Raw genomic sequence first — 369 nt, 5'->3', positions numbered from 1 at the left:
GATCGCAATCTACAACCCTGGCACAACAGCAACCATGATTGATGGTGCATTCTTCCAAGACGAAGTAGAGGAACGCAAAATCATGGCTGTACCAATGGTGTTCCAAGACAACGAACATATTGGTCAAGGTCGTATGACATTGGAAGAGATTGTTGCGAAGCTCGATACTAATTCTGCAGCGAAAGATGCTGAAAAGCTGAATGCTAAAGATGCATTTGATGTGCTTGTGATTGGTGGTGGTCCTGCAGGTAACACATCTGCAATCTATGCAGCACGTAAAGGCATCAAAACAGGTATCGTGGCTGAGCGCATGGGTGGTCAGGTCATGGACACGATGGACATTGAAAACTTTACATCAGTGCAAAAGAC

Annotated in this window: 1 protein-coding gene; it reads left to right on the top strand. The window is 45.3% G+C overall.

Annotation, left to right across the window (positions count from 1 at the left end; genetic code table 11):
- On the top strand, positions 1–369 hold a 369-nt coding region (locus CL42_RS16370; protein ID WP_035271160.1), incomplete at both ends, for an FAD-dependent oxidoreductase.

The organism is Acinetobacter sp. Ver3, assembly GCF_000632455.1.
GTDB lineage: Bacteria > Pseudomonadota > Gammaproteobacteria > Pseudomonadales > Moraxellaceae > Acinetobacter.
The sequence above is the reverse complement of the archived record's forward strand: the minus strand, read 5'-3'. Positions and strand labels throughout refer to the sequence as shown.